Origin of the sequence: Streptomyces sp. NPDC096046 (assembly GCF_040303285.1) — a bacterium.
Taxonomy (GTDB): domain Bacteria; phylum Actinomycetota; class Actinomycetes; order Streptomycetales; family Streptomycetaceae; genus Streptomyces.
On the sequence record NZ_JBEOSZ010000017.1, the window covers coordinates 119258 to 144777 of the forward strand.

The 25520-nt window shown below is 70.7% G+C and carries 31 protein-coding genes; 21 read left to right on the plus strand and 10 right to left on the minus strand.

Going from position 1 to position 25520, the window contains the following annotated elements:
* Positions 1-130: 130 nt before the first annotated feature.
* From ABTX62_RS17490 to ABTX62_RS17500, 3 genes are all read left to right on the plus strand, one after another.
* A complete protein-coding gene (locus ABTX62_RS17490) occupies positions 131-694 on the plus strand; it encodes a dihydrofolate reductase family protein (protein WP_352116972.1) in 564 nt (187 codons plus the stop codon).
* 237 nt (positions 695-931) lie between these two features.
* The gene (locus tag ABTX62_RS17495; protein ID WP_352116973.1) at positions 932-1228 is read left to right on the plus strand and encodes an RlpA-like double-psi beta-barrel domain-containing protein; all 297 of its coding nucleotides are present in this window, start codon (positions 932-934) and stop codon (positions 1226-1228) included.
* Positions 1229-1517: 289 nt separating this feature from the next.
* Positions 1518-1994: an ATP-binding protein gene (locus tag ABTX62_RS17500; protein WP_502997968.1), complete on the plus strand. Its 477-nt coding sequence runs from the start codon at positions 1518-1520 to the stop codon at positions 1992-1994.
* A gap of 213 nt (positions 1995-2207) precedes the next feature.
* Here ABTX62_RS17500 and ABTX62_RS17505 read toward each other — a convergent pair whose 3' ends face one another.
* The 3 genes from ABTX62_RS17505 to ABTX62_RS17515 all read right to left on the minus strand — a co-directional run bounded on the left by ABTX62_RS17505 (position 2208) and on the right by ABTX62_RS17515 (position 4218).
* Positions 2208-2756, minus strand: coding sequence for a phosphatase PAP2 family protein (locus ABTX62_RS17505; protein ID WP_352116975.1), 549 nt, complete (start codon positions 2754-2756; stop codon positions 2208-2210).
* A gap of 77 nt (positions 2757-2833) precedes the next feature.
* Positions 2834-3895: a YihY/virulence factor BrkB family protein gene (locus tag ABTX62_RS17510; RefSeq protein ID WP_352116976.1), complete on the minus strand. Its 1062-nt coding sequence runs from the start codon at positions 3893-3895 to the stop codon at positions 2834-2836.
* A gap of 119 nt (positions 3896-4014) precedes the next feature.
* Positions 4015-4218 (minus strand): hypothetical protein, encoded by a 204-nt coding sequence (locus ABTX62_RS17515; RefSeq protein WP_352116977.1) that lies wholly within the window; start codon positions 4216-4218, stop codon positions 4015-4017.
* Between the two features lie 164 nt (positions 4219-4382).
* Here ABTX62_RS17515 and ABTX62_RS17520 point away from each other — a divergent pair, with 164 nt between their 5' ends.
* Positions 4383-5372 (plus strand): magnesium and cobalt transport protein CorA, encoded by a 990-nt coding sequence (locus ABTX62_RS17520; protein WP_352116978.1) that lies wholly within the window; start codon positions 4383-4385, stop codon positions 5370-5372.
* 86 nt (positions 5373-5458) lie between these two features.
* Here ABTX62_RS17520 and ABTX62_RS17525 read toward each other — a convergent pair whose 3' ends face one another.
* On the minus strand, positions 5459-6319 hold the full coding sequence (locus tag ABTX62_RS17525) for an alpha/beta fold hydrolase (protein ID WP_352116979.1): 861 nt from the start codon (positions 6317-6319) through the stop codon (positions 5459-5461).
* 166 nt (positions 6320-6485) lie between these two features.
* Between ABTX62_RS17525 and ABTX62_RS17530 the strand changes: the two genes are divergently transcribed.
* The 10 genes from ABTX62_RS17530 (at position 6486) to ABTX62_RS17575 (ending at position 14749) form a co-directional block, all read left to right on the plus strand.
* On the plus strand, positions 6486-6764 hold the full coding sequence (locus ABTX62_RS17530) for a hypothetical protein (protein ID WP_352116980.1): 279 nt from the start codon (positions 6486-6488) through the stop codon (positions 6762-6764).
* Between the two features lie 114 nt (positions 6765-6878).
* Positions 6879-7049, plus strand: coding sequence for a DUF5670 family protein (locus ABTX62_RS17535; protein ID WP_102911389.1), 171 nt, complete (start codon positions 6879-6881; stop codon positions 7047-7049).
* A gap of 351 nt (positions 7050-7400) precedes the next feature.
* Positions 7401-9059 (plus strand): FAD-dependent oxidoreductase, encoded by a 1659-nt coding sequence (locus ABTX62_RS17540; protein WP_352116981.1) that lies wholly within the window; start codon positions 7401-7403, stop codon positions 9057-9059.
* Positions 9060-9445: 386 nt separating this feature from the next.
* Positions 9446-10600, plus strand: a complete 1155-nt coding sequence (locus ABTX62_RS17545) for a SchA/CurD-like domain-containing protein (RefSeq protein ID WP_352116982.1) — start codon at positions 9446-9448, stop codon at positions 10598-10600.
* A 69-nt stretch (positions 10601-10669) separates the two neighbouring features.
* Positions 10670-11113, plus strand: coding sequence for a cupin domain-containing protein (locus tag ABTX62_RS17550; RefSeq protein ID WP_352116983.1), 444 nt, complete (start codon positions 10670-10672; stop codon positions 11111-11113).
* Positions 11110-12378 carry a beta-ketoacyl-[acyl-carrier-protein] synthase family protein gene (locus ABTX62_RS17555; protein WP_352116984.1) on the plus strand — a complete coding sequence of 423 codons (1269 nt, stop codon included), beginning with the start codon at positions 11110-11112 and terminating at the stop codon, positions 12376-12378. The genes ABTX62_RS17550 and ABTX62_RS17555 overlap by 4 nt, the downstream gene beginning before the upstream one ends.
* Entirely contained in the window at positions 12375-13628 is a 1254-nt protein-coding gene (locus tag ABTX62_RS17560) for a ketosynthase chain-length factor (RefSeq protein ID WP_352116985.1), read from the plus strand. Before ABTX62_RS17555 ends, ABTX62_RS17560 begins: the two co-directional genes overlap by 4 nt.
* 32 nt (positions 13629-13660) lie before the next feature.
* Positions 13661-13915 carry an acyl carrier protein gene (locus ABTX62_RS17565; RefSeq protein WP_352116986.1) on the plus strand — a complete coding sequence of 85 codons (255 nt, stop codon included), beginning with the start codon at positions 13661-13663 and terminating at the stop codon, positions 13913-13915.
* A 1-nt stretch (position 13916) separates the two neighbouring features.
* Positions 13917-14396, plus strand: a complete 480-nt coding sequence (locus ABTX62_RS17570) for an SRPBCC family protein (RefSeq protein WP_352116987.1) — start codon at positions 13917-13919, stop codon at positions 14394-14396.
* Between the two features lie 20 nt (positions 14397-14416).
* Positions 14417-14749, plus strand: a complete 333-nt coding sequence (locus ABTX62_RS17575) for a TcmI family type II polyketide cyclase (RefSeq protein ID WP_352116988.1) — start codon at positions 14417-14419, stop codon at positions 14747-14749.
* Between the two features lie 112 nt (positions 14750-14861).
* Here ABTX62_RS17575 and ABTX62_RS17580 read toward each other — a convergent pair whose 3' ends face one another.
* The 4 genes from ABTX62_RS17580 to ABTX62_RS17595 form a co-directional block, all read right to left on the minus strand.
* Positions 14862-15890 (minus strand): methyltransferase, encoded by a 1029-nt coding sequence (locus ABTX62_RS17580; protein WP_352116989.1) that lies wholly within the window; start codon positions 15888-15890, stop codon positions 14862-14864.
* A gap of 101 nt (positions 15891-15991) precedes the next feature.
* Complete coding sequence (locus ABTX62_RS17585; RefSeq protein WP_352116990.1) at positions 15992-17083, minus strand: right-handed parallel beta-helix repeat-containing protein; 1092 nt, start codon at positions 17081-17083, stop codon at positions 15992-15994.
* A 63-nt stretch (positions 17084-17146) separates the two neighbouring features.
* A complete protein-coding gene (locus tag ABTX62_RS17590) occupies positions 17147-17596 on the minus strand; it encodes a hypothetical protein (protein WP_352116991.1) in 450 nt (149 codons plus the stop codon).
* A 321-nt stretch (positions 17597-17917) separates the two neighbouring features.
* Positions 17918-18046, minus strand: coding sequence for a hypothetical protein (locus ABTX62_RS17595; protein WP_352116992.1), 129 nt, complete (start codon positions 18044-18046; stop codon positions 17918-17920).
* Positions 18047-18214: 168 nt separating this feature from the next.
* Between ABTX62_RS17595 and ABTX62_RS17600 the strand changes: the two genes are divergently transcribed.
* Positions 18215-18403, plus strand: coding sequence for a hypothetical protein (locus ABTX62_RS17600; RefSeq protein WP_352116993.1), 189 nt, complete (start codon positions 18215-18217; stop codon positions 18401-18403).
* A 247-nt stretch (positions 18404-18650) separates the two neighbouring features.
* Here ABTX62_RS17600 and ABTX62_RS17605 read toward each other — a convergent pair whose 3' ends face one another.
* On the minus strand, positions 18651-18800 hold the full coding sequence (locus tag ABTX62_RS17605) for a hypothetical protein (RefSeq protein WP_352116994.1): 150 nt from the start codon (positions 18798-18800) through the stop codon (positions 18651-18653).
* A gap of 492 nt (positions 18801-19292) precedes the next feature.
* On the opposite strand from ABTX62_RS17605, the gene ABTX62_RS17610 reads away from it, so the two are divergent.
* A complete protein-coding gene (locus ABTX62_RS17610) occupies positions 19293-20561 on the plus strand; it encodes a cytochrome P450 (protein ID WP_352116995.1) in 1269 nt (422 codons plus the stop codon).
* 375 nt (positions 20562-20936) lie between these two features.
* Here ABTX62_RS17610 and ABTX62_RS17615 read toward each other — a convergent pair whose 3' ends face one another.
* Entirely contained in the window at positions 20937-21926 is a 990-nt protein-coding gene (locus ABTX62_RS17615) for an SDR family oxidoreductase (protein ID WP_352116996.1), read from the minus strand.
* A gap of 423 nt (positions 21927-22349) precedes the next feature.
* On the opposite strand from ABTX62_RS17615, the gene ABTX62_RS17620 reads away from it, so the two are divergent.
* The 5 genes from ABTX62_RS17620 (at position 22350) to ABTX62_RS17640 (ending at position 25432) form a co-directional block, all read left to right on the plus strand.
* Entirely contained in the window at positions 22350-22553 is a 204-nt protein-coding gene (locus ABTX62_RS17620) for a cold-shock protein (protein WP_283974026.1), read from the plus strand.
* A 222-nt stretch (positions 22554-22775) separates the two neighbouring features.
* A complete protein-coding gene (locus ABTX62_RS17625) occupies positions 22776-24263 on the plus strand; it encodes a DEAD/DEAH box helicase (protein ID WP_352116997.1) in 1488 nt (495 codons plus the stop codon).
* 106 nt (positions 24264-24369) lie between these two features.
* Positions 24370-24720, plus strand: coding sequence for a CBS domain-containing protein (locus ABTX62_RS17630; RefSeq protein WP_352117007.1), 351 nt, complete (start codon positions 24370-24372; stop codon positions 24718-24720).
* Between the two features lie 56 nt (positions 24721-24776).
* Positions 24777-25085 carry an SCO5918 family protein gene (locus ABTX62_RS17635; RefSeq protein WP_352116998.1) on the plus strand — a complete coding sequence of 103 codons (309 nt, stop codon included), beginning with the start codon at positions 24777-24779 and terminating at the stop codon, positions 25083-25085.
* Positions 25086-25276: 191 nt separating this feature from the next.
* Positions 25277-25432 carry a hypothetical protein gene (locus ABTX62_RS17640; RefSeq protein WP_352116999.1) on the plus strand — a complete coding sequence of 52 codons (156 nt, stop codon included), beginning with the start codon at positions 25277-25279 and terminating at the stop codon, positions 25430-25432.
* The last annotated feature ends 88 nt before the right edge of the window (positions 25433-25520 follow it).

The following is a 25520-nucleotide window of genomic DNA, read 5'->3' on the forward strand; positions in this document are numbered from 1 at the left end:
CTGCACGAAGCCGTCCAGCTCCACGCAGAGGATGTGCCGGGCCTCCTCGGTCGACGGACCCGCGCGTCGGGGTGGCTCCCATGCAGTCCGGTGGCCCTACTGTCGGATCCGCTACCGAGGAGGACTGCTGATGCGCAGCGTGACCTATTCGATGGGCGTCTCACTGGACGGCTACATCGTCGGGCCGGACGGCGGCTTCGATTGGACGACGCCGGACGACGACGTCTTCCGCTTCTGGATCGACGAGATCCGGGATGTCGGCGTCCATCTGCTGGGACGACGGCTGTACGAGACGATGCAGTACTGGGAGACCGCCGCTCAGGACCCCTCGCTCGACGACTCCGAGCGCGAGTGGGCCGCGCTCTGGAATCCCCTCCCGAAGGTGGTGTTCTCCACCACGTTGTCGGCGGTGCAGGGCAACGCCCGTCTCGCTTCCGGCGGTATGGCGGAGGAGATCGAGCGGTTGCGGGCCGAACCGGGGGAGGGCGCTATCGCGATCGGGGGCGCGACCCTCGCCGCCGAGGCGGCCGCACTGGATCTGATCGACGAGTACCGAACCGTGGTCCACCCGGTGCTGGTGGGCGGTGGCATTCCGTTCTTCCCCCGGCACGAGCGCAGGGTGGATCTCGAACTCGCCGAGACCCGCACCTTCAGTTCGAAGGTGGTGTACCCCCGTTATCGCGTGGTGCGGTAGGGCGGGCCCTGGGACGCCGGCCGGCGCCTGCCGACTGATGCCGTACCGGGGGTGCCGAGGACCTGGCGCCCCGTTCGGCCCATGGGTTCTTGGCGTGTTGTGGCCGTGACCTGTAGCTGTACCGGCATGAATCACAGATCAGTCAGGCCACTCGGGGTCTTCGCCGGTGTGGTGGCGCTCCTTCTGGGTTGTGCTGGACCGGGGAACGCCGCGGCGTACGGATCGGCTCGGCCAGCCGTGTCCGCACGGGACACCTATGGCGGCGAGGCCACGTACTACGACGTCGGCCTCGGCGCCTGCGGCACTTCCCACCAGAACACCGACTTCGTCGCGGCCCTCAACATGGCGCAGTACAGCCCGGACCTGTGCGGCAGGAAGATCCGGGTGACCGGCCCGGACGGCCAGGTGGACGTCACCGTCGCGGACAGTTGTCCGGGCTGTGGCCATGGAGACCTCGATCTGTCACCGGCGGCGTTCCAGGAGATCGCTCCCCTCAGCGCGGGGAGGATCGCCGTGACGTGGACCTTCCTCTGACAACCGACAGGCGGTCGCCACAAGCCCTGCACCGTCATGTCGGCCCAGGCCCCTCACCGGCACAGGCCGGGGTCGATCGCGCACCGGCTACCAGGACGGTAGCCGTCGTACCGTCACGGGGCCGCGGACGATCGCGCACCGGCTCCCGGAGACGGCAGCCGACGTCGTGCGGGACCGGGCCGCCCCCGGCCGGGTATGCGCCCACACCACCGGTGCGCACCCGTCCGTGCGGCATGCGTGGCGGATCAGGGGGTACTGGCACGGCAAGCGGGGAGTGAGGGCGAGGCCAGTGGCATGTGCTGTTGATGGTGACGGATGTACAACACCGGAGGGGCATCTGACGCGCGTCGGCATTGCCTTGGGCGGTGACGACGGCTGCATCGCGGACGCCCGCCAGCACGCCGTCGCCTTCCTCGACCAAGCCGGTGACGACTACGGCCTGCTGGTGCCGGCTCGCGCGATGGACCTCACCCAACTGGTGGTCAGCGAACTGGTCACCAACTCCTGCAAGTACGCCTCCGGCCCCGTCCTCGTGGAGTTCGGCCTCACCGTACGAGCGGTGGAGGTCGTCGTGCGGGACAGCGACCCGACGGTGCCCGCGGCCCGGGCCGCGGACCCCGGCCGGATCGGCGGCCACGGCCTGGAGATCGTCGAAGCGGTGACCGACGGCCTGTCCATCGATCGGGAGGCCGTCGGCAAGCGCATCACGGCCCGCATCACTCTGGCCGAACCCGAGGCCGTCTCCCCCGGAGGCACGCCGCTGTAGAGGGTCACAGCCCCCGAAGGTCATGCGCGGGCCGAGTGCGGGCGCTGCCACGGCGACCTCTCGCCGTCGTCCCTTCCCGATCCCTCCGTGCGTCTGCGGCTGCGGAGAGGGCGGTGCCCGCAGGTGCCACGGCCCTCCAGGACGGCGGCGGGGGACCTCGTCCCGTCCGCCGCTCGTCAGGGCCCGGGCCGCCGCCGGCCACGGCGAATCGGGTTACCGCCAGTGACGCAGAAGCAGCGCCGGAGCATGACGCGTGAGCCAGGCGCCGGCCAGCCCGATCGCCGCACCGGCGGCGACGTCGGTGGGATAGTGGGCACCCGACTGCACCCGCTCCACGGCCACCATGGCGGCCGGAACGGCGCACAGCGCGCCCGCGACCGGCCAGACGGGGATGACGGCGGCGGTGAAGGCGACTGCGGCCGCCGTGTGCCCGGAGGGGAACGAGGAGGAGTCGGGGCGGTCGGCGACCTCGTCGTGCGGGATCCACTCCGCGGGCGGCCTGGGGCGGTCGGTGAGCTGCTTGCACAGGCCGTTCGACGCCAGCTGTGCCACGACCATGGCCCCTATCCCGGCTGCCGCTGCCTTGCGGCCCCGCCATCCGCCCAGCCAGGCCATGGCCGCGGCGGCCCCGCACCAGAGCTTGGTGCTCTCCGCGCACTCCTCGACCGCGGACAGCGCCTTGGCGACTCCCGGCGGGGTGCGGGAAGCCGCCCGCTGGGTCAGAACGCGATCAGCCTCGAACAGACTCGTCAGCTCCGTCATGAACTGCGGTTATCCCGAACGCCACGAGGTAAAGCAGCCAGACCTTCCGAACCTGCCCGGCATCCGCCGGACGACGGTCATACCTCGTCCAGCCGGCGCAGGTCCTTCTCGGTCCACTTCCTGGTGTCGCGCGGCTGGGTGTAGGGCTCCTCGTGCGGGCACAGACCCCCGGCGATCGCCCGCTGCCGGACGATCTCCGCGTCGAACTCCAGGCCGAGGAGAATCGCCAGATTGCTGATCCACAGCCAGACGAGAAAGACGATGACACCGGCCATGGTGCCGTACATCCTGTTGAACGAGGCGAAGTTGGCGACGTAGAAGGCGAAGGCACCGGACGCGATCATCCAGATGACCAGGGCGAGGAAGCTGCCCGGCGTGATCCACCTGAACCCCTTCACCCTGGCGTTCGGGCTGGTCCAGTACAACAGCGCGATCATGATCGTGACCAGGAGCACCAGGACGGGCCATTTGGCGATCGACCACGCCGTCAGCGCGGTGTCGCCGATCCCGAGGGCCGTGCCGGCCTGGCGGGCCAGGGCACCGGTGAAGACGACCATCAGGGCGCTGACGACGGCGAGCACCAACAGGGCGACCGTCAGCCCGATCCGGACAGGAAGGATCTTCCAGATCGGGCGGCCCTCCGGCATGTCGTAGACACGGTTGGCCGCGCGGATGAACGCGGCCACGTATCCGGAAGCCGACCACACCGCCACGACGATGCCGACGATGGCCATGATCGACCCGATACCCGCGTTGCTCTGCAACTGGGTGACGGCGCCGGTGATGATGTCACGCGCGGCGCCAGGAGTGAACTTCTCGAGATTGTCCAGTATCGCGTCCGTGGCGGACTTGCCGGTGAGTCCGAGCATCGACACCAGGACCAGCAGCGCGGGGAACAGCGACAACAGGCCGTAGTAGGTCAGCGCCGCGGCCCGGTCGGCCAGCTCGTCGTCCCTGAACTCACGCAGGCAGCCTTTCAGCATCGCCGCCCATGCCGTCTTCGGCAGCTTCGTCGGTTTGTCCGGTGCGCGCCGCTCCACCGCGGGGCCGGGACCCACTTCCTCAGGTGGCGGGATGTCCGGTTCGGTTGCGTCGTCGCTGCCGTGGTGCTCTTTCCACCCGGGAAGTTGCGGCTTCATACCCGCCGAGTACCCGTGGGCGTCGGCTCAACCGGGCGGGGATGGCTGGGGCGGAGGGCGCTCGCCCTCACGGGCAGCACCTCGTGCCGGGACGGGCACCCCGGGCCGGCAGCCCGGCGTCAGGCTGCTTCGCCGCGTTGGGCGGAATGCCCGGCCGGACTCCGCTCGGTACGGGACGGGTCGGCGCTGTGCACCAGTCGAAGGTGACGCCTACGCGCGTGTCGGGCCGCCGACGGGCGGGCCGACAGGCGGTCCTCGACACGATCCATGACGTACAGCAGCACACCCAGAGCCGGCAGCAGCAGCAAGGCGACAATGATCACAGCCCAGTTCCCTCCGGTCGGTGACATCCGAGTGCCCGCCCAGGCTCCGTCGGCAGCGGACGAATGTGAAGGTCTGGTGACCACGTGATGTAGGTGGCGCGTGGCCTCCGGGCTCCGTGTGCCGCCCGCGCATGGAACGCGGCGGCGGAAGCATCCGAGGGGGCATGGAGTGCGCGATCTACCGAGAGCAGACGGACGAGTGCGAAACGATCGAGTGCCGGCCGAAGGGCGAAGAATGCCAGGTCGTCCTCGACCGCCTGGCCGCGCTGAAGCCGGACGAGTTCGCCTGGATCAGGATGGACGAACCCGACCAGGACGAGCTGGAGCGACTGGGCGAGTACCTGGACCTGCACCCCCTGGCGATCGAGGATGCCGTCCAAGCACACCAGCGACCCAAGCAGGAGCGCTACGGTGACGTACTTGCGGTCGCCGTGCGGACACTGTGGTTCGTCGAACAGACCGAGGACGTGGAAACCGGCGAGATGATGATCTTCCTCGGTCCGTCCTTCGCGCTGAGCGTCCGGCACGGTGCGGCCGACCCGACGGCGGAGGCTGCCGCCCGGCTGGCGGACGCCCCGCAGATGGCACGCCTCGGACCGGTGAGTGTCCTGCACGCGGTCATCGACGTGATCGTCGACGCCTACGCACAGGCAGCGGCACAGGTCCGCTCGGATCTCACCGAGCTGGAACGGTGCGTGTTCTCGCCCTCCCGCGACGACCTGACGGAGCAGATCTACTCACTCAAGCGGGAGGTCGTGGAGTTCCGCGACGCCGTCCAGCCCCTGGTGCCGGTGGTGCACGACCTCACCACACCGCGGGACGCCTGGCCGCGGCAGATGGTGCCGTACTTCCGCGACGTCGCGGACCACCTCACCCGCACCGACATCGAAGTCCACGCCTTGGACGACCTGCTCGGCTCGGTCCTGGACGCCCATCTGGCGAAGGTGAGCACCTGGCAGAACGACGACATGCGCCGCATCAGCGCGTGGGCTGCCATCCTGGCCCTCCCCACGCTGGTCGCAGGGATCTACGGCATGAACTTCGCCGAAATGCCCGAGCTTAACTGGCGTTACGGCTATCCGTGCGCGCTGGCGGTGATGGCCCTGGGGGCCGGACTGCTGTACCGGGCCTTCCGCCGCAACGGCTGGCTGTGACGCATCGGCCCTGTGCGCGGTGCAGCCGCCGGCCGTGACCGCGACCCACCACGGGCCGGTGACGCCTGGCGTACCGGGAACCTCGGTCAGCGGGCGAAGAAGCCGGCGAGGGAGGAGGCGAGCGCCTCCGGCGCTTCTTCGGCCACGTGGTGTCCGGAGTCGATGCCGTGACCGCGTACGTCCGGTGCCCACCGCCGCCAGATCTTCAGCGGGTCCCCGTACAGCTCTTCGAGGTCGTCCCGGAGCGACCAGAGGATCAGTGCCGGGCACCGGATCCGCACACCGGCGGCGAGGTCGTCCTCCTCGTGCCGCCGGTCGACGGTGAGGCCGGCCCGGTAGTCCTCCAGCATCGCCCGGACCACGGCGGGGTTCCTGGTGGTCGCGCGCCACTCGTCGTGGTTCTCCTGTCCCATGCTCCGCGGGTCGCCGCGATACCAGCTGTCCGGGTCGGCGTTGATGACCCGCTCGGGGATCTCCGGCTGGGCGAAGAAGAACCAGTGCCACCACTGCGTGGCGAACTCCGGCGTGATGCGGGACAGATGTTCGGTGAGGGGCAGGCAGTCGATCAGTGCCACCTGGGAGACCGCGTCGGGATGGTCGAGCGCGAGACGCAATGCGACATAGCCTCCGCGGTCGTGCCCGGCGAGCGCGAACCGGGCATGGCCGAGGGAGTGCATCACCTCGACCACATCACCGGCGACGGCCCGCTTGGAGTGAGCGGCGTGGTCCGCGGTGGGCGCCGGGCCGGTGGAGCGGCCGTACCCCCGGAGATCGGGGCAGACCACGGTGAAACCTCGCCGGACGAGGAGTGGGGCCACCCGATGCCAGGTCGCGGAGGTGCGCGGATGGCCGTGCAGCAGCACCACCGGCGGCCCCTCCCCGCCGTGGCGAACGAGGATCGATGCCTCATCGACCTCGACCTGCCTGACCTCGAAGTCCTCGAACAAGGCCCGAACCTCCCGCTCCCGTCGACGTGTTGTCGGTGGGCGCCGGGCAGCCCCGGGGGACTCACCGGACAGCACAACCCTAGGGGCGCGTGGTGAGTCTTGTGAACGATCACGTGAGCTGCCCCAGGAGGCCTGGGCACTGAAGGACGTCATCGAGGGGAAGTGGGTGAGGTTCAGCGCCAAGGCGATGGAAAAGGCCGTCGCCGAGGGCCAGGAGGCCGAAGGCGGTCCCGCGCCCGCGCCGTTGGCCGAGAGCGCCAAGGTCAAGATGCCGGGTCTGACCGCGCGGCTGCGCGAGGGCGTCAGGACCACGGCTCCGGCCGGGGCCACGAAGCCGGACCTGAACGGCCTCATGAGGGGCTTCTTCGGGGTGCCGACGTTGAACGACGCCGAGTTCGGTGACCGCCGTCCCCGCGACGGGGGCTTCCCTCCGGACGAGATCTGATCGAGCCAAGCGAGGGATAAGGCCCAGTCCCCGGAAAGAGAGTGAAGAAACCAGGGAGATCGGTCGTGTTTTCTTCGCATCGCCGGGCACGAGGAGTGACGGAGGTCGATAACTATGGTTCCCCTGCTTCTCGTTCTGCTTCTGGCTCTGGTCCTCTTCGGTGCGGGATTCGCGCTGAAGGCACTGTGGTGGATCGCCGTCATCGTGCTGGTCGTCTGGTTGCTGGGCTTCGTGATGCGCAGCGCGGACACAGGAGGCCGCAAGGGCCGCTGGTATCGCTGGTAGCCACCGAACCGCTGCCGGCCTGTGGGCCCCGGGATCACCCGGGGCCCACAGGCATGTCCCGTCCCACCTCATGGCAGGCGCCCGGCCGCCGTGGTGGGCGACGGAGCAGACGGCGTCGGTGTGTCCCGCGGGCCGCTTCGACGGCCTCCGGCGACGGGACACAGGCGCCGGGCACGTCGGTCGGGGCGTGGATCCTTCAGGTGAGGTGGTTCGTCCGGGCCGGTTCGGCGTTGCCCGCACCGCGACGCAGGCGGGTGAAGCCTGAGGCACCGTCACCTTTCCGGGGCATGCATGAGGATCTCCGCCGTATCCGGCTGGGTCGGCGGCATCGATGCGCTGGAGGCGAGAGTGATGAACGAACGACCCGGACGGACGGGCCCCCACACCATCAGCGTCCCGGTCCTCATCGTGGGCGGCTCCCTGGTCGGCCTGTCGACCTCGTTGTTCCTGGGTCGGCTGGGAGTACCGCACATGCTGGTGGAGCGCCACGCAGGCACCTCCATCCACCCGCGAGGCCGTGGCAACAACGTCCGCACGATGGAACTGTTCCGGGTGGCGGGTGTCGAGAAGGCGATCCAGGACGCGGCCGCCACCCTGGCCGTCAACCACGGCATCCTGCAGACGCCCACCCTGGTCGGCGACGCGGGCGAGTGGCTGTTCAGGGACATCGACCCGGGTGGTGGGCTGGCCCGCTTCAGCCCGAGTGCCTGGTGCCTGTGCAGCCAGAACGACCTCGAACCGGTCCTGCTCGACCATGCCCGCGAGCACGGGGGCGACCTGCGGTTCTCCACCGAACTGATGTCGTTCGACAGCGACGCCGCCGGAGTGACCGCCGTGGTCAAGAGCCGCGAGACAGGTGAACACACCACCATCCGTGCGGACTACCTCGTCGCCGCGGACGGCCCGCGCAGCCCCGTGCGTGAGCAACTCGGTATCGGCCAGAGCGGCCCCGGCGACCTGTTCCACAACGTCAGCCTCACGTTCCGCTCCCGCCGTCTCGCCGATGTCGTGGGCGACCGTCACTTCATCGTCTGCTATCTGACGAACCCGGAGGCCGACGGTGCCCTGCTGCCGGTGGACAACCGCGAGAACTGGGTCTTCCACGCCCCCTGGCACCCTGAGCGCGGGCAGGCCTTGGAGGAGTTCACGGACGAGCGGTGCGTCGAACACATCCGCCGGGCGGTCGGGGTCCCCGACCTCGACGTGGAGATCACCGGCAGGGCCCCCTGGCACGCCGCTCAGCGCGTCGCCCGCAGCTATCGGTCGGGACGGGTGTTCCTGGCCGGTGACTCGGCTCATGAGATGTCCCCCACCGGCGCCTTCGGTTCCAACACCGGTATCCAGGACGCCCACAACCTGGCCTGGAAGCTGGCCGCGGTGCTCGACGGCTGGGCGGGGGAGGACCTGCTGGACACCTACGACGCCGAGCGCCGTCCCGTCGCCGAGGCCACCAGCGCGCGGGCCGCGGCCCGGTCCGCCGAGCACAGCCACCCCGGATTCGCCGCGCCCCCCGCGGCGGGCGGCGGTGGCCCCCAGAAGGGCATCCTCAACGTCGCCCTCGGCTACCGCTACCCGCAGGGAGCCGTCGTCGGCGCCGACCCTGAAGTCCCGGTGGTGCCGGAGCGCCTCGACCTGACCGGCGGCCCCGGCAGCCGGGCCCCCCACCTGTGGGTACGCCGAGGGGACGAACGGATCTCGACGCTCGACCTCTACGAGCGGTCCCTCGTGCTGCTCAGTGACGCCACTGAGCCGAACGAGTGGCACGAGGCCGCCGTGCGTCTCGCCGACAAGCTGTCCATTCCGCTCAGGTCGTACCGGGTGGGCACCGGAGCTGAGGCCGACCTGGTGCCGGAGGACGCCGCCGACTGGGCGGAGCGCCATGGGACGGGTCCCGGGGGTGCCGTGCTCGTCCGGCCCGACGGGTTCGTCGTGTGGCGGTCGCAGGGACCGGACGCGGATGCCGAGGCGACGCTGCACGAGGTTCTGCGGACCGCTCTGGCAGTCGCCTGATCATCCTGGGGATCCGATCGCCTGGCCGGGGCCGGCTGCGGCGCGATCCGGTCCCGGTCGGGGCGCGCCGGCGGGCGGGATGTCGGCCGCCCCGACCGGGACAGAAGACCGGCGGCGCCGTCTCCCGTGATCGGTGTATGACGAAACCATCGGGACGCGAACATGTGCTCGTCACCTGGGCGGGGGAGTGCGACCGGCAGGCCGAGGACCGCGCGAATCGCCTGCTCCGTCTGGGCACTTCTCGTCCCGGGCGTCCCCGCCCCGTCACTCACCTACGTCGTCCGAGTCGCGCGATGTGCGGAGAGGGCAACAGGATCGAGGAACGCTGACGTCGCACTACTGCGACCGGCGCTCACTTTCCCCTCCGCGAAGGAGATGTGCGCAGGATGACCACCACGTCCGAACAGGTGGCAGGTTCGCGGGCGCGTCAGGCGTCGCACCATGTCTCCCAGTCCGTGTTCGACGGTTCCCGGCTCCGAGTCGTCCTGCTGGTCGACGTCAACGACGGAGCCCAGCAGGAGTTCCTCGAGGCCTACGAACAGTTGTGCAACCAGGTCGCGTCCGTCCCCGGTCACGTCAGCGACCAGCTGTGCCAGTCGATCGAGAACCCCTCCCAGTGGCTCATCACCAGTGAGTGGGAGAGCGCCCCGCCGTTCCTCGCCTGGGTCAACAGCGAGGAACACGTGCGGATGGTGGAGCCGCTGCACAGCTGCGTGCGCGACACCCGGTCGTTGCGCTTCCACGTCGTCCGCGAGACCGGCGGCCCCGCGACGGACGCCGACCGGGCGGACCGCCGGCTCCAGACCGCCCCCAGGATCGGCGACGGTGTGATCCGGCACGCGCTCACCTTCACCGTCAAACCGGGCAGCGAGGAGATCGTCGCCAAGATCCTCGCCGACTACGAGTCGCCCGAGCCGAAGGTCGACGACACCACCCGGCTGTGCCGCACCTCGCTGTTCATGCACGGCAACCGGGTGGTGCGGGCCGTCGAGGTCCGGGGCGACCTGCTGGCCGCGCTGCGTCACGTCGCCCGGCAGCCCGAGGTGCGGGCCGTCGAGGAGGCCATCAATCCCCATCTCGAGCAGGACCGGGACCTCAACGACCCCGAGTCCGCCCGGGTCTTCTTCACCCGGGCCGCACTGCCGGCCGTCCACCATGTGACGGCGGGAGAGCAGAACCCCCAGGCCGAGCGGTACGCCCTGTACTACCCGGCGCGGCCGGAGCGCGGAATGCGGCTGGCCGAACTCCTGGCCCGGCGTGACGAGGCGGCGGCGGACGACCCGCGCAGCCCGGTGCTGCGCAGCACGATCTTCCAGCGCGACGACGTCGTCGTACGGCTGATCGACGTACGCGGCCGACTGCAGGACGCCGACCCCGGCCTCCTTCTCGGTCTGTCCGACACGGCGCAGGTGGCCGAGCTGACGACACTCCTGGAGGACGCGGGCATGGAGGCGCCCGTGTCGAAGGACGGCGGCCTCGACCGCCTCCTCGAACGGGCGCGCATGGATCTCGTCACCGACCGCCGGTCGCCCGACGCCTGACCCGCCATCCAGCGGGAGGGGCGGTGCCTGCCTCTCCCGCGTCGGTGCAGTACCCCAACGGAGGAACGCGTGATCACATCTCGTCCCAACATCGTGAGCCTGAGCGACGTCGAACCCAACCGCCGGCGAGGCGGTGACCTGCGCGCCATGCTCACTCCGGCCGCGGTGGGCGCCACCAGTGGATTCATGGGCGTGGCCCTCATCGAACCCGGCGACCGGATCGGTGAGCACTACCACCCGTACTCCGAGGAGTTCGTGTACGTGGTGTGCGGACAGCTCGAAGTGGACCTGGACGGGGAGCCGCATCCCCTCCAGCCCGAGCAGGGGTTGCTGATTCCCGTCAACATGCGCCACCGCTTCCGCAACGTCGGCAAGGTGGAGGCCCGGCTGGTCTTCCACCTCGGCCCCCTGGCGCCGAGCCCGCCGCTGGGCCACGTCGACACCGAGGAGACGGAAGCCGAGGCCGCGGTGGTGGGAGCGGAGGCGGCCGAGCGACGTCAGGTCCGGTCATGACGAGGCGGGTGGTGGTCACCGGCATAGGCATCGTCGCTCCCGGCGGCATCGGCGTGCCGGCCTTCTGGGATCTCCTGTCGGCCGGGCGCACGGCGACTCGGGCCATCACGTTCTTCGACCCGTCCGGACTGCGCTCGCGGATCGCCGCCGAGTGCGACTTCGACCCCCTGGCCCACGGCCTGGATGTGCGCGACGTGGAACGGTGCGATCGCTACATCCAGTTCGCCCTGGTCGCGGGGGACGAAGCGGTGCGGGACGCGGGTCTCGACCTCGGCGCCGAGGACCCGTGGCGGGTCGGCGTCTCACTGGGCACCGCGGTCGGCGGCACGACCCGGCTGGAGAACGACTACGTCGCGGTCAGCCACGGTGGGCAGCGCTGGGACGTGGACCACCGGGAAGCGGGAGCGCACCTGCAGCGCGCCTTCACGCCCAGCACGCTCGCCTCCACCGTGGCGGAGCGGTTCGGCGCGCGGGGCCCGGTGCAGACCGTCTCCACGGGCTGCACGTCAGGGCTCGACGCGGTCGGGTACGCCTTCCACACCGTGGAGGAGGGCCGGGCCGACGTCTGTATCGCCGGCGCCTCGGACTCGCCGATCTCCCCGATCACCATGGCCTGCTTCGACGCGATCAAAGCCACCTCCTCGAACAACGACGACCCGGCGCACGCCTCGCGTCCCTTCGACGCCGACCGCGACGGATTCGTCATGGGAGAGGGCGGCGCCGTACTCGTCCTGGAGGAGCTCGAGCACGCCAGGGCCCGCGGCGCCCAGGTGTACTGCGAGCTCGGCGGCTACGCCACGTTCGGCAACGCCTACCACATGACCGGCCTCACCAGCGAGGGCCTGGAGATGGCCCGCGCCATCGAGGACGCCCTCGACCACGCACGGCTCGACCCCACCGCGATCGACTACGTCAACGCGCACGGATCGGGCACCAAGCAGAACGACCGCCATGAGACGGCCGCGGTGAAACGGGTGCTGGGCCCGCACGCCTACGAGACGCCGATGAGTTCCATCAAGTCGATGGTGGGCCACTCCCTGGGCGCCATCGGAGCGATCGAACTCGTCGCCTGTGTGCTGGCCCTGGCCCACCAGGTGGTACCGCCGACCGCGAACTACCGGACACCCGACCCCGAGTGCGACCTGGACTACGTCCCACGCGTCGCCCGCGAGCGCAAGCTCGACAGCGTGCTCTCGGTGGGCAGCGGATTCGGCGGCTTCCAGTCCGCGGTGGTCATGAACCGGCCGAGGGAGAAGACACGATGAGCGAACCTCGCCCAGGGCGCGCGGTCGTCACGGGAATCGGTGTGATCGCGCCCAACGGAGCCAGTACCGAGACCTTCTGGAAGTCCACCAGGGAAGGCATCAGCGTCCTGGACCGGGTCACGCGTGAGGGCTGTGAGCATCTGCCGCTGCGGGTCGCGGGCCAGGTGCGCGACTTCGACCCGTCGGCGGCGATCGAGGAACGCTTCCTGGTCCAGACCGACCGGTTCACACACTTCGCGATGGGCGCGGCCGACCTCGCGCTGGACGATGCCCAGCTCCACCGGGCCGAGACCGACGGCGCCCCGTACTCCGTGGGCGTGGTCACCGCGGCCGGCTCCGGCGGCGGCGAGTTCGGGCAGCGTGAGCTCCAGCGGCTGTGGGGCAAGGGCAGCCGCTTCGTCGGGCCCTACCAGTCCATCGCCTGGTTCTACGCCGCCAGCACGGGCCAGATCTCCATCCGCCGCGGCTTCAAGGGGCCCTGCTCGGTCGTCGCCGCCGACGAGGCCGGCGGCCTGGACGCCCTCGCTCACGCGGCGCGCGCCGTGCGGCGCGGCACCGATGTGATCGTGGCCGGGGCGACCGAGGCGCCGATCGCCCCCTACTCGGTCGTCTGCCAACTCGGCTACGAGGAACTCAGCACGCTCGACGACCCGGTCCGCGCCTACCGCCCGTTCACGTCCGCGGCCTGCGGGTTCGTGCCCGCGGAGGGCGGAGCCATGGTCGTGGTGGAGGCGGAGAGCATGGCCCGGGAAAGGGGCGTGCGGGTGCGGGCCCACCTGGCCGGGCACGCGGCGACGTTCACGGGCGCCTCCCGCTGGGAGGAGTCCAGGGAAGGACTCGCCCAGGCCGTCCGGGGAGCTCTCGCGGAGGCCGACTGTGCCCCCGAGGAGATCGACGTGGTCTTCGCCGATGCCCTCGGCGTGCCGGAGGCGGACCGCGCCGAGGCCCTGGCCATCGCCGATGCTCTCGGCGCCCACGGCACCCGGGTGCCCGTCACGGCGCCGAAGACCGGGATCGGCCGGGGCTACTGCGCGGCGCCGCTGATGGACACCGCGGCGGCGGTGCTGTCGATGGAGCACGGCCTGATCCCGCCCACCCCCAACGTCTTCGACATCTGCCACGACCTCGACCTCGTGACCGGCCGTGCCCGGACCGCCGAGGTACGCACGGCGCTGGTGCTGAGCCGCGGACTCATGGGGTCGAACTCGGCGCTCGTGCTGCGGCACGGCGCCACCGGCGTCTCGTCCTGAGGCGCAGAGGAACAACAGAGGAAGGGAATGGCATGACGGACCGCATCACTGTGGAAGAGCTGGCCGAACTCATGAAGAAGTGCGCCGGTGCCCACGTCACCCCGGAGGAACTCCGGCGCGACGGGGCGGCCTTCGAGTCCATGGGCGTCGACTCACTGGGCCTGCTGGGCATCGTGGGCGAGCTGGAGAACCGGTACGGCACGCCGATGCCCACCGACGCCGAACGCTCCAAGACGCCTCGGCAGTTCCTCGACCTCGTCAACAGTGCCCTGATGGCAGGAGCATGAGATGGCCGGACACACGCAGAACGAGATCACCATCGCGGCACCCCTGGACCTGGTCTGGGACGTGACCAACGACCTGGAGAACTGGCCGCAGTTGTTCAGCGAGTACGCCTCCGTCGAGATCCTCTCCCGGGAGGGCCGCAGGACGACCTTCCGGCTGACGATGCACCCGGACGAGAACGGCACCGTGTGGAGCTGGGTCTCCGAGCGTGAGCCGGACCGCGAGACACTCACCGTCAAGGCCCGCCGGGTCGAGACGGGTCCCTTCGCCCACATGGACATCCACTGGCGGTACGAGGAGGTACCGGCCGGCACGCGCATGGTCTGGACGCAGGACTTCGCGATGAAGCCGGACGCGCCGGTCGACGACGCGTGGATGACGGACAACATCAACCGGAACTCGAAGGTGCAGATGGGCCTGATCCGCGAGCGTATCGAGAAGATCGCCGCCGAGCGCGGTGCCAGCCCCGGTCTGACCGACTGAGCCGGACGGAGAACAGACCCATGCACCAAGCTCTGATCGTCGCCCGGATGGCACCGGGATCGGCTCCCGACATCGCCAAGGTGTTCGAGGAGTCCGATCGCGGGGAGCTGCCGCACCTCGTCGGCGTGACCCGGCGCAGCCTCTTCCAGTTCGGCGATGTGTACATGCACCTGATCGAGTCCGAGCGTGAGCCCGGGCCCGCCATCGCCAGGATCACCGGGCACCCCGAGTTCCGGGACGTCAGCGAGCGGCTGTCCGCGTACGTCAGCGCCTACGACCCCGACACCTGGCGTTCCCCGAAGGACGCCATGGCGCAGCGCTTCTACCTCTGGGAGCGCGAGCCGGCCGGCTGACCACCGCCGGCACTCGACGGCCGCCGGGTCCGCAGCGTCGCGGACCCGGCGGCCGTCGGTCTGCCCGCAGCGGGAGTCCCGGGATCACCGGGTCCCACGGGGCGCGGTCGAATCAGCCGGGGATGTGGCAGTCGAACGCGTGCAGGTAGGGGTTGACCGGGCTGATGTCGTCGATGACCAGGCCCGCCTCGGTGAGCCGGTGGACCATGCTCTGGGTGGTGTGCTTCGCCCCGCCGACGTTGAGGAGAAGCAGCAGGTCCATCGCGGTGCTGAACCGCATCGACGGCGAGTCGTCGACGAGGTTCTCGATGACCACCACCCGCGTCCCGGGGCCGCCGGCCTCGCGGACGTTGCGCAGGGTGCGGGCCGTGCTCTCGTCGTCCCACTCCAGGATGTTCTTGATGACGTAGACGTCGGCCTTCACCGGGACGGCCGTCCGGACGTCGCCGGGCACCACGTCGGCACGGTCTGCGAGGTCGCCGCCCGCACGCAGTCTCGGCACGGCGTTCTCCACCACCCGGGGGAGGTCGAGCAGCGTCCCGCGCATGCCCGGGTACTTGTCGAGCAGGCTGGCCACCACGTGCCCCTGGCCGCCGCCGATGTCGGCGACCGACGCGCATCCCGTGAGGTCGAGGAACTCCGCGACGTCGCGAGCCGACTGCACGCTGGAGGTCGTCATGGCGCGGTTGAAGATGTCGGCCGACGCCGGCGCGTCCTCGTTGAGATAGGGGAAGAACTCCTTGCCGTACAGGTCCTCCACCACGTTGCGGCCGGTGCGCACCGCCTCGTCCAGCTTCGGCCAGACGTCCCAGGTCCACGGCTCGGTGCACCACAGAGAGATGGCGCGCAGACTGTCGGGGTCGTCCTCGCGCAGCAGCCGGGAGACGTCGGTGTGCGCGAACGTCCCGTCCGGGCGTTCGGCGAAGACGCCGTAACAGGACAAGGCCCGCAGGAGTCGTCGCAACGGGCCGGGTTCGGTCTTCACCGTGGCCGCGATGTCCTCCACGGCCATCGGGCTGTCACCGAGGGCGTCGGCGACGCCCAGCCGGGCGGCCGCGCGGAGGGCGGCGGCACATGCCGCCCCGAACGCGAGCTCCCGCAGCCGCATGGACGGCGGAGGAGCGGGCTGAGTGGTCGTCATGTGCCGCCTTTCTACTTGCATTCCACGTGGGTCATGTGAAGCACGAGGGTGTCCGCGTGGTCGTGGCAACCCTCAGGTTCGCGCAGCTCGACGGTGGGCGCTCAGCACAGGCCGACGGGCTCGGACGACAGGCAGGAGTTGCCTTGGAACGTGTTGTTCTTGCCGGGGTCGGTATTGACCAGGTCCGCCGGGGAGTTGCCCTGCAGCAGGTTGTCGCTGATCCGGTTCCGCTCGCTGGGCGTGCCGACGAAGCTTTTGAACACGACGATGCCGCCCGACAGCGGCGACGTGCCGATGTTGTCCCGGATCTCGTTGCGGGTGATCAGGTTGTCGTCGGTGCCGGTCAGGACGATGCCCGAGCCCTGCAGGGCGTCCAGCCGGGCGGTCTTCGGGCAGGACTTGTTGTTGCGCTCGATGCGGTTCTCGCGCACGGTCACGAGGCCGGCCTTGGGCTTGTTCTCGTCGCCGACGACGAAGAGACCCGCGCAGTTGCCGGTGAGGTGGTTGCCCGCGACGGTCAGGTTGCGCAGCCGGCGGACGGTGACACCGATCCGGTTGCCCTCCAGCCGGTTGCGCTCCACCACCGTGCCCCCGGTCTCCGCGGCTCCCTCCTCTTCCGTCACCGTGTTGGCGAGGAAGAGGCCGGCGTCGCCGTTGTCCCGGGCGATGTTGCCGCGGAACACACCACGGGCCGAGCGCTCCGAGGCGATGCCCCACACCCCGTTGCCGACCGCGGCGACGTTGCGCACGGTCAGCTCGTCGGCCGCATGGGCGTGCACGCCGGTCTTGCGGAAGCCGGTCACCGTCAGGGAGACGATGGTGACACCGTCGACGGTGTGGTCCTTCGTGCCCGTGACGCAGATGCCGTTCCCGGCCGCGGCGCAGTTGTCGGCGGCCTTCCCGGTGCCCGATCCGTCGCGGGCCGCGCTCGGGTCCGCCCCGGGCCGGAGCACCGTGCCGTGGCCCATGCCGCGCAGGGTGATTCCGGGCGTGGCCACGGTGACGCTTCCGCGGTGGGTGCCGTACGCCAGCAGCACGGTGTCTCCCGGCCGGGCGGCGTCCACCGCCTTCTGGATCGATTCCCCGGGTCTCACCAGATGGAGCGTGTGGGCGGCGGTCGACGGAACGGCGCCGAGGCCCGTCCCGAGCAGTGCGGCCGCGCACGACAGGTATGCGATATGGCATTTGTTCATACCGCGCAGGGTATGTCCGTGAAGGGCGTGAACCAGTGATATGGGCCATCCGGTGGCGTGGCCCTACGAGGACGTACCGGGCCGGGCCGTGTGGTCGGGGTGTCCACCGGTGCGCCGCTCTTCCTTCAGCTCGGCCTCGTACAGGTGGTCCTTCCCGTCGGCCAGTTCCTGACGGGCCTTCCTTTCCGCGGCTTTGAACGGCTCGTAGTACGTGTCGTTGTAGGCCTCGATGATCTGGAAGGTCCAGTGCCCCGGAATGACGTTGCGGCCCAGGATGTCGTGCCGGACCCGTTCCGCCCATTCGGGGTGCCCGGCCTCGCGCAGAAGGCCCACCGCGCGGTCCAGCTCGAAGTCGGCCCCGCCGGTGAGTTGGTGGAAGGCGTAGAGGTGGCCTCGCGCGCGCTCGGTCGTCTCCAGGGCCTTGGACAGGGCGCCCAGGGCTCGCACGGTGGTGTCGGTCATGCCGGGCGGGCGGCGGTGGGTCGCGTCGGGTCCCTCGTGGTGATCACTCATGTAGGACTGAATGCCCTGCCGGCGGCCGCCCGCATCACCCGCATTCGGGCGATGCCGCATCCGCGCCCCCGGACACCGGCCGCCCCGTGAGTGCATCCGGCGTACGGGGTGGCCCAGAACGGTGGGTGAGGGTTCGGGACGACGTCCCGTTCGAGTGCCTGCCGACACGAGGGATACGGGAGGCGGCGCACTCCCGGGCCCCCGCGCGGCGGCGCGGAGGGCCCGGTCCGCAACACGCCGCGGCGGGCACCGTCGACGCCGGCCCGCCGTGACGCCCACGCGGAGCACCCCGGGCCGCGCGTCGCCGGGCCCGGCGTCCGCTCAGCGGCGGTGTTCGCCGAGCAGCGTGCACACCGCGTTCTCCTCGGTCACCGCGGGTCCAGGGGCGAGGGCGTCGAGGCCGAACAGTGCGCCGGAGTCGTCGTCCGGGCTGCCGGACGGGTGGTGCATGAGTGCTCTTCCGCAGGAATCGGGGCCAAGGATGAAGGGATTCGATTCCCGTCACTCAACTGTACGAGGGGGCGTGGCTGAGGGCCGGGAACAGCGGGGCGCGTGGGTTCCGCCCCCGAGGGAACCCGTCGCTGTGACAGACCCATGACGAGAGCGGGGTGACCGCAGATGTCGAATCCACAGCAGCCGGAACAGCGACGCAGCGGCAAGGGTGGCGCGACACCGCAGGACAGTGCCGACATCAAGGCCGGGCAGGACCGGACCGAAGGCGCCCGGGCCCATGGCCAGGACAAGGGTGACAAGGGTGGCGGCGAAGGCGGAGGCGTGCCGCCGGACCAGCGGCCGGAGCACCCCTGACGACAGGGCATGAAGCCGGTCGGATCGGTGCTGAGCCCGGCCAGCGTCCTCAGCTGTCGTGCTGCGGCCGCACTGAGAAGGGCCGCCAGTTGTGCTGCGACCTCACCGACCGAAGGGCCGCCGGGTGTGTCCTGGCGGCCCTTCGGCGTGGGTGCTGCCCGCTGCGACGGCCGGAGCGCCCACCGCAGGGAGGGGAGCCCGCGCCGGACGCGGCGATCGTTACGCTCCGCGCGAGCTCCGCCACGGGTCAGCCGCCCGGCCGGACGACCGCGCGGACGCAGCCGTCGCTCTTCTCCCTGAACATCTCGTAGGCCCGCGGCGCCTCCTCCAGGGAAACCGTGTGGGTCGCCAGATGGGAGGTGCTCAGTTCATCGGCCGCCAATCGGTCCGGCAGCATCGGGATGATAGCTGCCCGTGCTGCTGGCGCCCCGGATCGTCAGGCCCTTGTTGATCACCGCGCCCAGTGGGAACGTGTCGACGACCCCGGCGACGACGCCGAGGACGAAGACGCCCGGTGAGCGCTGCGGCGGCCGTCACGCCGAGACCGGAACGCGCCTGGGTTTCCTGCTGCGGGAACTCCGTACCGTCCGGCAGGGCCGCCCGCCGGACAGGGATACGGGTGCCTCCCGCGAAGGTGCGTGGGGTCATCTGGGCGGTCTCCCGGCACGGGGGCGCGTCACCGTGAGCGCCCGGTGCGCGGCCGGTACCCCGCTTCCGGAACGCAATCGTGCCCCGTACGCGAGGCCCCGGAGGGTTGCGGCCGGTCGGATCGGGAACACCTCGCGCTGTCCGGAACGGCCCCGGTGACCGAAGGCCGTGGCCATGAACGCACGCCGCACCACGGTGGTGGCCGCGTTTCCGGCCGGTGCCGACGGGCACTCGCCGCGCCATGAATCAGAGTCGTCCACCGATCGCTGACAGCTCGCTCGCTCTCCTGGCCAAGGGATACGCATGGCTGCCCGACCGGAGGCGCCGCACCGACGCCCCACTTGTGCGCACCCGGCTCATGGGACAGCAGGCCGTCGCCCTGCACGGCCCCGAGGCGGTGCGGTTCTTCTACGACGAGCGGCATGTGGAGCGCCGGACAGCGCTGCCCGGGCCGGTGCTGAGCACGCTGTTCGGGCACGGAGCCGTGCACACCCTGGACGGGCGGGACCACCGCGTGCGCAAGGAGATGTTCCTGTCCCTCCTCACCGGGGCGGAGGCGGTCGCCGGTCTGGTGGACCGCGTCGCATCGGAGTGGGACGAGGCGGTGGAGTCGTGGCCCGGCCGTCGGGTCGTGCTGTTCGACGAGACGAGCCGCATCCTCACCAAGGGCGTGTGCCAGTGGGCCGGACTCGTCGTCGAGGACCCCGGCCCCCTGGCCCGGGACCTGGTCGCCATGGTCGACGGTTTCGCCACGCCCGGGCCGCGCCACTGGCGGGCACGCCGGGCCAGGGCCCGCTGCGAGGCCTGGCTGGGACGTCTGGTCGAGGACGTACGGACGGGCGCCGTCGCGGCGCCGGCCGGGTCGGTACTGGAGGGGGTCGTCCGGCACCGGGACGCCGACGGCGGGCTCCTCGACCCGCACACGGCCGCGGTCGAACTGCTCAACGTCATCCGCCCGACCGTCGCCGTGTGCTGGTTCGTCACCTACGCCGGTCACGCGCTGCGCCGTAGGCCGGACCTGCGGGAGCGCCTGCTCGGCGACGACCCCGCCCACGCCGTGGCCTTCGCCCACGAGCTGCGGCGCTTCTACCCCTTCGCTCCCTTCGTGGGCGGCCGGGCCGTCACCGACCTCGAGTGGCAGGGCGAACCGATCCCGTCCGGCACGATGGTTCTGCTCGACCTCTACGGGCAGAACCACGACCCCGCCCTCTTCAAGGATCCGTACGCCTTCGAACCGCAGCGCTTCCTGGCGAGGCCGCCCGAGGGCGATGAACTGATCCCGCAGGGAGGCGGCGACCGCGACACCGGTCACCGCTGTCCGGGCGAGGACGTCACGATCGCGCTGCTGCGAGCCCTCGGGCCACGCCTGGCCCGCCTGGAGTACGACGTACCCGAACAGGACCTGCGCATCCCGCTCAACCGCATGCCGGCCCGCGTCCGCAGCGGCTTCCTCATGGACGTCGTCCGGCTGCCGGTGCCCGCGCACGCGTCTGCGCGGACGGCATCGTAAGGACGAACCCGCCCCGGCCCGGTCGGCCGGGGCGGGACCCCAGGCCGACCGGACCGGCTCCCACAGCCCGGTCCGGGGACATCCGCGTCGTGTGAGGCGGCGGCTGAGGCGGGGCAGACACACGGTCGCACGGCCGCGCCGCGCGGGTACGGGGTCCAGCGGCCCTCCGGCCCGGGGTCCGGATCTGCGCGTGCCTGAGCGTGCGGCTCGTGTGGCGCTGTCCGCGGGGCACCCGTGCCTGTGCGGCTCGGGGTCTGGATCTGCGCGTGGCTGAGCGTGTGGCTCGTGTGGCGCTGTCCGCGGGGCCCGCGCCCGCGCGGCTCCCTTCAGACTTCCGCCCGCTCTTGCTCCGCCGTGCCGCCCGGGTCGTACCCGTCAAGTGCCGGCCGGGAGCCTCATCCGCCGCCGTCCGGCGGCCACGGCCACTCCCGCCAGTGTGGCCGCGACGGCGGTCCTGCGGATCGCGGTACGCCGTCGGCCGCCCCAGCCTCCGTGCACCGCCCCTTCCCCCGGGGCCGGGACGTGCAGTGTGCCGTGCGTGGCCGGGGCCTCCTCGTCGTGGGACAGATGGGTCTGGTCCGTCTGTCGCGCCATGGCCCGTTCCGTGAGTCCCGGCGCCATCCGCGACTGACGCACCAGCGCCCGGCCGGCGTGCCCGACCACCACTTCGCGATGCGGTCGGCGGACGAGACGCACCACAGCCCGGGCGACTCGCTCGGGGGAGTAGACGGGCGGCATGGCCACCACCTTGCGCCCGGTGTAGTTGGCCGCCTGTTCGAAGTGCGGGGTGTCGATGGTGGCGGGCAGTACCGTGCAGATGTGAATGCCCTTCACCCCCTCCAACCGGAGCTGCTGTCGAAGGCTTGAGCCGAGTCCGCGTACGGCATGCTTGGACATGCCGTACGGGTGGCTGTACGGCTGCGCCACGGCACCCACGATGCTGGATATGTTGATCAACGTGCCGGTGCCCTGCTCGCGCATCACCGGCAGAGCCGCTCGGGCCCCGTGGACGTAGCCCATGACGTTGACGTCCAGGACCTTGCGGAAGTCCTCCAGGGGCACGTCCTCGAAACGGCCGAAGGCGTTGACGGCCGCGTTGTTGACCCAGACGTCGATCCGGCCGAACTCCTCCACCGCACGTCGCGCCAGGTCCTCGACCGCCTTGACGTCCGTCGTGTCGGTCGGCGCGACCAGGGTCCGCGCCCCGCGATGCTTTGCGCACTTCTGGGCCGTGGCTTCCAGCGCCTCCTCGCGTCGCGCGGCCAGCACCACGGCGCAGCCCTTGCGCGCGAAAGCCACCGCCGTGGCCCGTCCGATCCCGCTGGACGCCCCGGTCACCACCACCACGTGGTCTCGCAAGCGCATCCCGAACCTCCTCACGTCTGTCCGAGCCGGGCGCTCGTGCCCGCCTTCGCGGCGGATCGAGTACCCGGCAGAGCCGAGTCACCGCCTCTGTCGCCGCCGCTTCCGGGAGAGGGAGCCTGTGCCGGCGAGCCAGGATGGCGCTTCGATATCTGTGTCCGCCGGGTCAGAATTTGACGAACCGGGCAGGCAGCTTTATTGCGGTGTTGATCCGGCGGAGATCTTTACATGTACCCGGGCCGTTTCAGCGTGCTACTGTCGTTGTCAGTTGCAGTTGTGGTTCCCGAATTTCACATGCTCCTGACCGGCCTTCGGGTCGCTGGAAGCGCATTTGTTTTCCGGTCTTTTTCCGGGCGGGGTCATCATCGCGGCGACACGGTGTCCGTACAGTGCGGGCGCCGATGCACTGCCCCAAAGGAGATTGACATGGCTACTGGTACCGTGAAGTGGTTCAACGCGGAAAAGGGTTTCGGCTTCATCGAGCAGGAGGGTGGCGGCGCTGACGTGTTCGCCCACTACTCGAACATCGCCGCCCAGGGCTTCCGCGAGCTGCTGGAGGGCCAGAAGGTGAACTTCGACATCACGCAGGGCCAGAAGGGTCCGCAGGCCGAGAACATCGTTCCCGCCTGACGCTGACTGTCGCGTACGTGCAGCTGGGGCCCGCATCCTTCGGGGTGCGGGCCCCAGCTGCGTGTTTTACCGCAGTGCTCCCCTACCGGACACCCCGGAATCGGAGACACGCCGTAGCCGAGGTCCACTCGGTTTCGATTGTGCAGTTCGGTCATTCTTGCGTTTCTCCGTGCTCATCGCTGCGGAAATTCCTTGACTGCGCCGCATCGAGGAAGGTTCCGCATGAACCGCACAGACCCGAACGACCGCTTCACCCCCGCCCGTGGCGAAAGTGCCGCCCCCGGGAAAAGCAGCGGGCGATTCGCCACCGCGGCTTCGAGCCGCCGCCCGATCCGCTCCGGTGCCCCCGGCCGCCGTCCCGCACCGGTGCAGGGCGAGTTCGCCCTCCCCACGACGATCACCCCGGCGATGCCCGCCGCGGCGAGCTTCGCCGATCTCGACATGCCCGGGGAACTGCTGGCCGAACTCGGCCGGCAGGGCGTGACCGTGCCGTTCCCGATCCAGGGTGCGACCCTTCCCAACTCCCTCGCCGGACGCGACGTCCTCGGCCGAGGACGTACCGGTTCCGGCAAGACCCTCGCCTTCGGGCTGGCCCTGCTGGCCCGCACGGCTGGGCAGCGTGCCGAGCCCCGGCAGCCGCTGGGGCTGATCCTCGTGCCGACACGTGAACTCGCGCAGCAGGTCACCGACGCGCTCACGCCGTACGCCCGAGCCCTTAAGCTGCGTCTGGCCACGGTCGTGGGCGGCGTGTCGATCGGCCGTCAGGCGAGCGCGCTGCGCGGCGGTGCCGAGGTCGTCGTCGCCACCCCGGGACGTCTGAAGGACCTCATCGAGCGTGGTGACTGCCGACTGGACCAGGTGCGCGTCACCGTGCTCGACGAGGCGGACCAGATGGCTGACATGGGCTTCATGCCGCAGGTCACCGCCCTTCTCGACCAGGTGCGCCCCGGAGGGCAGCGCATGTTGTTCTCCGCGACGCTCGACCGCAACGTCGACCTGCTGGTGCGCCGGTACCTGAGCGACCCGGTCGTACACTCCGTCGATCCGTCCGCCGGCGCCGTCACGACGATGGAGCACCACGTGCTCCAGGTCCACGGCGCCGACAAGCACGCGGCCACCACCGAGATCGCCGCACGCGACGGCCGGGTGCTCATGTTCCTCGACACCAAGCACGCCGTCGACCGCCTCACCGAACACCTTCTGGCCAGCGGAGTGCGGGCCGCCGCCCTGCACGGCGGCAAGTCCCAGCCCCAGCGCACCCGCACCCTGACGCAGTTCAAGAGCGGACACGTCGGCGTGTTGGTCGCCACGAACGTCGCCGCACGCGGCATCCACGTCGACCACCTCGACCTCGTCGTCAACGTCGATCCCCCGACCGACCACAAGGACTACCTCCACCGCGGCGGCCGCACGGCCCGCGCCGGCGAGTCCGGCAGTGTCGTCACCCTCGTCATTCCGCATCAGCGCCGCGCCATGGCCCGCCTCATGGCCACGGCCGGCATCGTCCCGCAGATCACCCAGGTCAGCTCCGGCGATGAGGCCCTGCACCGCATCACCGGCTCCCGGACGCCCTCCGGCGTCCCCGTCGTCATCGCCGCACCGGTCGTCGAACGCCCCAAGCGCGGCGCCACCACCCGCGGTCGGCGCAGCCCCGCCTCCGCGGCACGGCGTGCGTCCGCACAGCGGTCCACGGGCGTCGCGGCAGCGTAGAACCGTCCAGAACCGTCCAGATCAGGAAGCCGACGCCCCCAGGAGGCACCTCTTGACGCCGACCCGAACGCAGCACCACGCGATCAACGCCGACCTGCCGCACAGGATGGCGGCCGATGCCATGGAGGCGGCCGGTCCGCAGGTCTGGGACGACATGACCGTGGAGGTGGCGCTGTCCGTCATGGCAGCCGCCCGCTCGGGTCATCTCGTCGTCTGTGACGAGGACGGCCAGTGCACGGGCATGGTCACCCACGCCCGGCTGACCGACGTCTGCGACGGCCTCGGATACACCGACCGGGTCCGGCTGCGCGACATCGTCGGTGACGACGAGTCCTTCGCCACGCCGCTCACCACCATTGCCGACGCCGAGCGCACGATGCGCCACCGGCGGCTCGGGGCCCTGCCCGTGGTCGACGAGCACGGCAACGCCCTGGGCGTGCTCGCCCTCTCACACTGAACCGCCTGAACCTGGGCGGCTCTCGACCCTCTCCCCCCTTCTCCCTGTGAGGCATCATGCGCTGCGTCATCGCCCGTTTTCCGTTCGACCTGACCAAGAACGGCGTGCTGGAATCGATGAAGGGTGTCAAGCCCGAGCCGGTCGTCGGCGACTCCGTCATCGTCGGGCGGCGGCACTACCCGGCCAAGCAGGTCGGCCGTGTGATCACTCGTCAGGATCCCCGCGACTTCAGCACGGGCGAGGTGCTGCGGGCCATGACGCAACTGGGCTTCACCTGCCGCACCCTTCCCAAGGCCGCGCCCACGAGGCTCGTCGATCCGCTCCAGCGGGCTTCCGCGATGCTCGGCGGCTCCGAGTCGGCGTGACCTCCACGCCGGCGGCACCCGTCCTCCATCAGGTGAACCGTCATGCCGCCGAACGGGAACGCACCTTCGCCGGCTCCGACGCATGCGCGGGACCGTCGATGACACGGCGTGGTGATGCGTTCGGTGGGAGGTCCCCGTCTTCGGCCGGTCGCCCCCATAGCGTGGGCGGCAGCCATCGAAGGGAGGCCGCCATGCCGGACCAGCCGATGCGTCCGCTGGGCACGGCGATGCGGGAGGTCACGTTCCCGGACCAGTCCCGCGGGATCATCCTGGTGCAGGCGGGAACGCCGCAGGACGAGGCCGATGTCATGGCCGCACTCGTGTGGGCCGAGCTGCGGAAGGGCTAGTGCCGCGGCAGGCAACGTTTGCCCGTCAAGGAGCGGCGTCCGGTGCGTGCTCTCGGCGTGCCGGGTGCAAGCCCTCGTACTGGGTGTA

Excerpts from the sequence above, each read along its gene's own strand:
- ABTX62_RS17600 (WP_352116993.1), top strand. The coding sequence starts at position 18,215 with ATGTCGAATCCACAGCAGCCGGAACAGCGACGCAGCGGCAAGGGTGGC.
- ABTX62_RS17575 (WP_352116988.1), top strand. The coding sequence starts at position 14,417 with ATGCACCAAGCTCTGATCGTCGCCCGGATGGCACCGGGATCGGCTCCC.
- ABTX62_RS17580 (WP_352116989.1), bottom strand. The coding sequence starts at position 15,890 with ATGACGACCACTCAGCCCGCTCCTCCGCCGTCCATGCGGCTGCGGGAG.
- ABTX62_RS17505 (WP_352116975.1), bottom strand. The coding sequence starts at position 2,756 with ATGACGGAGCTGACGAGTCTGTTCGAGGCTGATCGCGTTCTGACCCAG.
- ABTX62_RS17565 (WP_352116986.1), top strand. The coding sequence starts at position 13,661 with ATGACGGACCGCATCACTGTGGAAGAGCTGGCCGAACTCATGAAGAAG.
- ABTX62_RS17555 (WP_352116984.1), top strand. The coding sequence starts at position 11,110 with ATGACGAGGCGGGTGGTGGTCACCGGCATAGGCATCGTCGCTCCCGGC.
- ABTX62_RS17535 (WP_102911389.1), top strand. The coding sequence starts at position 6,879 with ATGGTTCCCCTGCTTCTCGTTCTGCTTCTGGCTCTGGTCCTCTTCGGT.
- ABTX62_RS17620 (WP_283974026.1), top strand. The coding sequence starts at position 22,350 with ATGGCTACTGGTACCGTGAAGTGGTTCAACGCGGAAAAGGGTTTCGGC.
- ABTX62_RS17545 (WP_352116982.1), top strand. The coding sequence starts at position 9,446 with ATGACCACCACGTCCGAACAGGTGGCAGGTTCGCGGGCGCGTCAGGCG.
- ABTX62_RS17520 (WP_352116978.1), top strand. The coding sequence starts at position 4,383 with ATGGAGTGCGCGATCTACCGAGAGCAGACGGACGAGTGCGAAACGATC.
- ABTX62_RS17640 (WP_352116999.1), top strand. The coding sequence starts at position 25,277 with ATGCCGGACCAGCCGATGCGTCCGCTGGGCACGGCGATGCGGGAGGTC.
- ABTX62_RS17540 (WP_352116981.1), top strand. The coding sequence starts at position 7,401 with ATGAACGAACGACCCGGACGGACGGGCCCCCACACCATCAGCGTCCCG.
- ABTX62_RS17590 (WP_352116991.1), bottom strand. The coding sequence starts at position 17,596 with ATGAGTGATCACCACGAGGGACCCGACGCGACCCACCGCCGCCCGCCC.
- ABTX62_RS17630 (WP_352117007.1), top strand. The coding sequence starts at position 24,370 with ATGGCGGCCGATGCCATGGAGGCGGCCGGTCCGCAGGTCTGGGACGAC.
- ABTX62_RS17585 (WP_352116990.1), bottom strand. The coding sequence starts at position 17,083 with ATGAACAAATGCCATATCGCATACCTGTCGTGCGCGGCCGCACTGCTC.
- ABTX62_RS17595 (WP_352116992.1), bottom strand. The coding sequence starts at position 18,046 with ATGCACCACCCGTCCGGCAGCCCGGACGACGACTCCGGCGCACTGTTC.
- ABTX62_RS17610 (WP_352116995.1), top strand. The coding sequence starts at position 19,293 with ATGAATCAGAGTCGTCCACCGATCGCTGACAGCTCGCTCGCTCTCCTG.
- ABTX62_RS17615 (WP_352116996.1), bottom strand. The coding sequence starts at position 21,926 with ATGCGCTTGCGAGACCACGTGGTGGTGGTGACCGGGGCGTCCAGCGGG.
- ABTX62_RS17570 (WP_352116987.1), top strand. The coding sequence starts at position 13,917 with ATGGCCGGACACACGCAGAACGAGATCACCATCGCGGCACCCCTGGAC.
- ABTX62_RS17490 (WP_352116972.1), top strand. The coding sequence starts at position 131 with ATGCGCAGCGTGACCTATTCGATGGGCGTCTCACTGGACGGCTACATC.
- ABTX62_RS17510 (WP_352116976.1), bottom strand. The coding sequence starts at position 3,895 with ATGAAGCCGCAACTTCCCGGGTGGAAAGAGCACCACGGCAGCGACGAC.
- ABTX62_RS17605 (WP_352116994.1), bottom strand. The coding sequence starts at position 18,800 with ATGCTGCCGGACCGATTGGCGGCCGATGAACTGAGCACCTCCCATCTG.
- ABTX62_RS17625 (WP_352116997.1), top strand. The coding sequence starts at position 22,776 with ATGAACCGCACAGACCCGAACGACCGCTTCACCCCCGCCCGTGGCGAA.
- ABTX62_RS17635 (WP_352116998.1), top strand. The coding sequence starts at position 24,777 with ATGCGCTGCGTCATCGCCCGTTTTCCGTTCGACCTGACCAAGAACGGC.
- ABTX62_RS17560 (WP_352116985.1), top strand. The coding sequence starts at position 12,375 with ATGAGCGAACCTCGCCCAGGGCGCGCGGTCGTCACGGGAATCGGTGTG.